At 62.7% G+C, this 4,942-nt stretch carries 1 protein-coding gene and 2 pseudogenes; all 3 read right to left on the bottom strand.

What is annotated here, in order from left to right:
• Nucleotides 1-50 precede the first annotated feature (50 nt).
• A pseudogene (locus HFO71_RS35645) lies at nt 51-308 on the bottom strand (thiamine pyrophosphate-dependent enzyme); the annotation flags it as partial.
• Nucleotides 307-705, bottom strand: a pseudogene (locus tag HFO71_RS35640) (4-hydroxythreonine-4-phosphate dehydrogenase PdxA); the annotation flags it as partial. The pseudogenes HFO71_RS35645 and HFO71_RS35640, both read right to left, overlap by 2 nt.
• A gap of 131 nt (nt 706-836) precedes the next feature.
• Nucleotides 837-4,942: Ti-type conjugative transfer relaxase TraA (traA, locus tag HFO71_RS35635; RefSeq protein ID WP_221989124.1), on the bottom strand; the 4,106-nt coding region annotated here is incomplete at its 5' end.

Below are 4,942 nucleotides of genomic sequence, written 5' to 3'. Positions count from 1 at the left end.
CCCAGTGGTGCCACCGCTGATAACCGCTACATGCGGGCCGCGGTCAGCGCTCATGCCGCGTGATCCATTGCAGCAAACAGCGACAGCGGTGGATGGGCGCCCGCCTCTGTCATGACCTCAATCAGCAGGGGACTTTCTCCGGAGAGACCGCGCTCAAGGTATCGAGGAAGATCGGCGGGATTTGAGATGCGGACTGCAGGGCAACCGCAAGCTTCCGCAATCTTCCGATGATCGACATCCGCAAAGCTGCAGGCAGTCGTGAAGCTGCCGAACTTGACAGTTTCGGCATCACGTTGGAATCCAAGGATGGCCCTGATCGTGATACTGGGCGATGACAAGATCGAAGGCGCCGTTATAGGCGCGGGCAAACACCGTATCGGCCGAGATCGGGCCGACGACGTCGATGCCCTTTGCCTGCGCCTGCTCGACGGCGGGCGCCAGGAATTCCATGTCTTCGGTGCCGAACAGGCCGTTTTCGCCGCAATGGGGATGGCCGGCGAGGTTCATCGCTTCCTTTTTGATGGGCGCGGTGACGATGACATCGGCTTGGCCAGACATGGCGAGATCGACGGCGCGGGTGATATATCGCATTGAGGCATCGCCGGCGACGGGACTGACCTTGCCGATCTCGGGAAGGGCGGCGCCGAGCGCGACTTCGTCGACGACGATCCTGTCCTCACCGGCTGCAGCGGCGGGAACCAAACGATCCCTTTGATAAACCGTAGCTTGATCAGAGGTTCCGCGACCGCTGTTCCGCATCATCGGACTACGGCACGGGATTGCGACTCCGTGCGCCCGGCTCACGATGACGATTGCAATCGTAAGTGGTCTCCTGTTCACTTTAGTGCGTCTCGGAGTTCAATGCCGCGCCCGCGGCTGACAGCCCGCTGACGCCGTTCTGAGATGATCTGCTCACTGCTTTCCCAGCGGACTGCTTGTTGCAGAACCTTCAGCTTTTCTCGCATCGCCTCGAAGGCATTGCGCTGTGCTGGTGGCACACCGTTGACGAGATCCTTCTCCTCTCGGAGGATGGCATTGCGACCAAAGCGCTCGTCGAGCGCCCGGCTGACGGCGGCAAGCTCCTGGCGAATAGCCGGATCGAGAGAAACGGCCGATGTATTTCGCTTGCGACCGTTGTTCTTCGCCTCTGCTGTCAGTCGCATGAGCACGTCTTCCGCCGGCTTCGACAGGCCGGGAATGGCGACTGCCATGCGCCGTCGCTCCTCTGCAATGGCCTGGCGTTCGCCATCGAGCACCTTGACGTAGGCCGAACCGAGCGCACGCAGGCGGGCGGCGGCTTCAGGCACGGCCTGCACTGCCTCCTTCCGCTCCCGACCGGTAGCAAGCATTCGATCCATCAGGCGATCGGAACCGCGCAATGCGCCATAGGCGGCCGGATCGTTGGTCACCGCAGCGGCGATGCGCTCGCCGGCGAAACCTTTGGCAAGCAGGTCTTCGATCTTGCCGACGGCGCCGGCCGGATCGCGCCAGATCGTTGATGCCACGGCCGCCAGCGCTGCGCGCTGCTGGCGATAGAGAGGAGCTGACAGCACACGCGAGCGCGCCTCCTCGTCGACAGGGGTCTTGAACTCGGTGACAGCGGCAAGCATGGGCAGCACGGCGGCATTCTCCTTGTCTGTCCCCATGCCCTGATCGGCACTCGCCGCCGCGACGATCTTCGAGCGATTCCGCCGCTCGGCGAGATGCTGCTCGTCGGCAAAGCGCTTCACGGCCTCGAACAGCCGGGCCAGCTTCTCGCGTCTTTCATCCGTAAGGTCTTCCGGCATGCGCTCGACCATGTTGCGTTCGGCAACCTTATCGGCCTTCGAGGTAATAGCGCTCCAGCCGAAGCGGGCCGTGAGCGCCTCGCTGACCGCCTTGATCTCCTGCACGAGCGAGCGGTCTTCTGTGGCGAACGCAAAGGCGGTCTTATAGGCGTCGTCACCACCCCTTTCTCGCACTGCTTCGATCTCCACGAGACGCGCCATCGCTTGCCTGGAAAGAGCCGGGATCGGCAGGGACATATGAGCGCGGCGTTGTTGCTCACGGAAACCAAACCGCTCAGCATTCCGGCGGAACTCGGTGGTATGCGCGCGGGCCAACGGTATCAGTTCCAGCAATGCCGCGGTCGCGTTGCTGCGCTCGTCGCGTGCCGCACGACCGTCGACGATCAGATCGGAACCACGCAGGCGGCCGAGCCGATCCGGCGCAACAACAAGATCGTCGGCAAGCCTGCGGGGTTCGATGCTTGCATCCGATGAAAGCGCGTTCAGGGCGACAAGTGCTGCATCCGGGTCACGATAGATCTTCTCAAGCAGCGGCCGCAGAATTGCTTCCCGCTCCGTCCACGCCGGCGACGAAAGCTGTGCCAGCCGCGCATCCTCGGCGACGGTTCTGGCGAATCCCGTGGTGGGCGCGATCAGATACCGCACACGGCCAGTGTCTGCATCCGAGACAGTTTGCGTTTCAATTCGCTCCTCATTGTAGGAAACACGCCGCTCCCGCTCGATCGCAAAACCGAGCGCCACGCTGGCCCGCTCCCAGAGCTCAGCCACCTGCTCCCTCTTTTCCGCAATCCACGCCCACCGCCGCGAAACCTCCTCTTCCATGCCGGCCGCAGCTTGAGAAAGAGTGTCGAGCCCGCGACGCCGGGCGAAGTCGTCGGCATGGGCGCGATAACCGGCCTCGTTCTCAAAATCGAGCGTCGTCGTTTTGGCGCCGGAGCGCGACAGGCGCTCGACGAGCTGCTTGAACACATCCGGCCGATGGCTTTCCCGCTCGATCCGTTCCTGGCGTTCTGCGGCGGTTTCAATCCGCTTGGCGGTCCAGACATTGCGATCGACTTCTCTTTCCTCGAACCGCTTCTGCCCAGTTTGCTCATCGACGATCGGAACCTGAACCTTGACCTTCTCGACACCGTCCTTGCGCAGGGTGACCGTGTCGCCTTCGGAGACACCGCCCTCTTCGAGTGCCTTCGGCAGGCTCACACCCCAGAGACGATGGACGCTTCCGTCATCCGTCTTCACGTCGGCATAAGGACTGTCGTCGGCATCCTCGTCATTCGGCCGGAACTTGGCTTGTCCGGTTTCCACGAGCTCACCGGTCACTCCGGCGGCATGATCGGCACGCGGCTTCCTTCCCCATTCCGGCTTCGCCTCAAAATCTTCCTTCGCGGCATAGAGGTCAGCGCGGTCGCGATGTCGGGTCATCGACACATAGGTCAGATGCTGGTCCATCATGCCGGTGGCGAGTACGAAGGTTCTCTCGACGGTGGCACCTTGTGATTTGTGAATGGTCGCGGCGTAACCATGATCGACATTGCGATAACTGTCCTCACTGATGACGACATCGCGGCCATTGTCGAGACGCACCGTAAGCAAGGTATCACCGCGTTTGTCGCCGGTGGAAACGACCGTGCCGAGCATGCCGTTCTTGACATATTGCGGACCGAGACGTGGAGCACGTGGCTCGAGGAAGCGGGCATTCTCCAGGAAGATGATGCGGTCGCCGGCGGCGAACTCGCGCGCACCACGTTCGGTCCGGAAAGAGCGGCCCTCACCGAGTGCGCCCTCTCCTGTCATCACCGATCGCAGCGCTTCGTTCAGACGCTTCACGTCTGCATTGGTGTGGGCAAGCACGAGAAGCGCGTCGCCGCGAATGCGAGATGTGTATGGGCCTTCGGCAGATTCCCGAACGAGCGCGCGACGGGCATCCGTCCAATCGGAAACGATGCGCCCGATGGCTTCGTCCCGTGTCCCAGCCTCGATGAGATGACCCTGCTGCGCATAGGCATCGAGACCTTTCTCCGTCTCGCCGCGCGCAAAAAGCCGCGATGCCTCGCGCGCCCACTCTTCGCGCTGACGGCGCACGCCGGCGAGTTCGGCAAAACCGATCCGTTCGGTGATCGCCCGGAATGCCGCACCCGCTTGGATCGGCTGGAGCTGCATCGCGTCGCCGACCAGAACGACTTTCGCCCCTGCTTGTTCCACGAGCTTCAGCACGCGGGCCATCTGCTGCGACGACACCATGCCGGCCTCGTCGATGACAAGCACATCACCACGATGGAGCGTCTCGTGTCCATTGGCCCAGATGAGTTCCCAGGAGGCGAGTGTTCGCGACCTGATGCCGGAACTGTCTTCCAGTCCCTCCGCAGCCTTCCCCGCAAGGGCCGCGCCGATGACCCTGCGGCCACCGCTCTCCCAAGCGACGCGTGCCGCGGCAAGCAGTGTCGACTTGCCGGCACCGGCAAGGCCGACCACGGCCGCGATGCCGCTGTCACCGGTGACATGACGGATGGCATTGACCTGTTCCGCATCGAGCTTGAAGGGTTTGTCGGGATCGCCAGCTTCGACGCTTTTGACGGCGGCCGCGATATACCGTGACGGAACGGCAAAACCTTTGTGCTCCGACAACACCTGCGCCGACCGCGCCATGTCATACTCGATGCGCAGTATCTCGCGCGTGGTGAAGACAGCGGGTTCCGCTACCTTGCCCGTTTCAGGATCGACCTCCTGCGGCTTCAAGATGACCAGGTCGTCCGACGCCATCAGCCCCGCGCGGATATTAGCGAAGTCCGAAGGATCGTCGACATATCGATGCAGCGCCTTGGCGATATCGCGCTCATCGAAGGTGGAGCGTTCATTGCCGAGCCGCTTCAACAGAAACTCCGGTTCGGCGAGCAGCCGGTCGGCCATCTCCTGCCGGCGGGCAAGATCGGCTGGCGCGAAATACAACTCGGCACCCCGGCGGGAAAGAGCTGCCTTTTCCGGCCCGAGATGTCTTTGGGCGATGCCATCGAGACCCTGTTCGGCATACGAGCGGCCGTCGATCCGGATCTCATGGCCTGCAAGCGCCAGGTGCCGGTTGGCCGTTTCCGCCCAGGCGATCTTCCAGGCCTTCATGGTTTCCTTGTCGCCAGTCCAGAGCTTGTAGACGATCCTGC

It is taken from the genome of Rhizobium laguerreae (assembly GCF_019778565.1).
In the GTDB taxonomy this organism is placed as follows: Bacteria; Pseudomonadota; Alphaproteobacteria; order Rhizobiales; family Rhizobiaceae; genus Rhizobium; species Rhizobium laguerreae.
The sequence above is the reverse complement of the archived record's forward strand: the minus strand, read 5'-3'. Positions and strand labels throughout refer to the sequence as shown.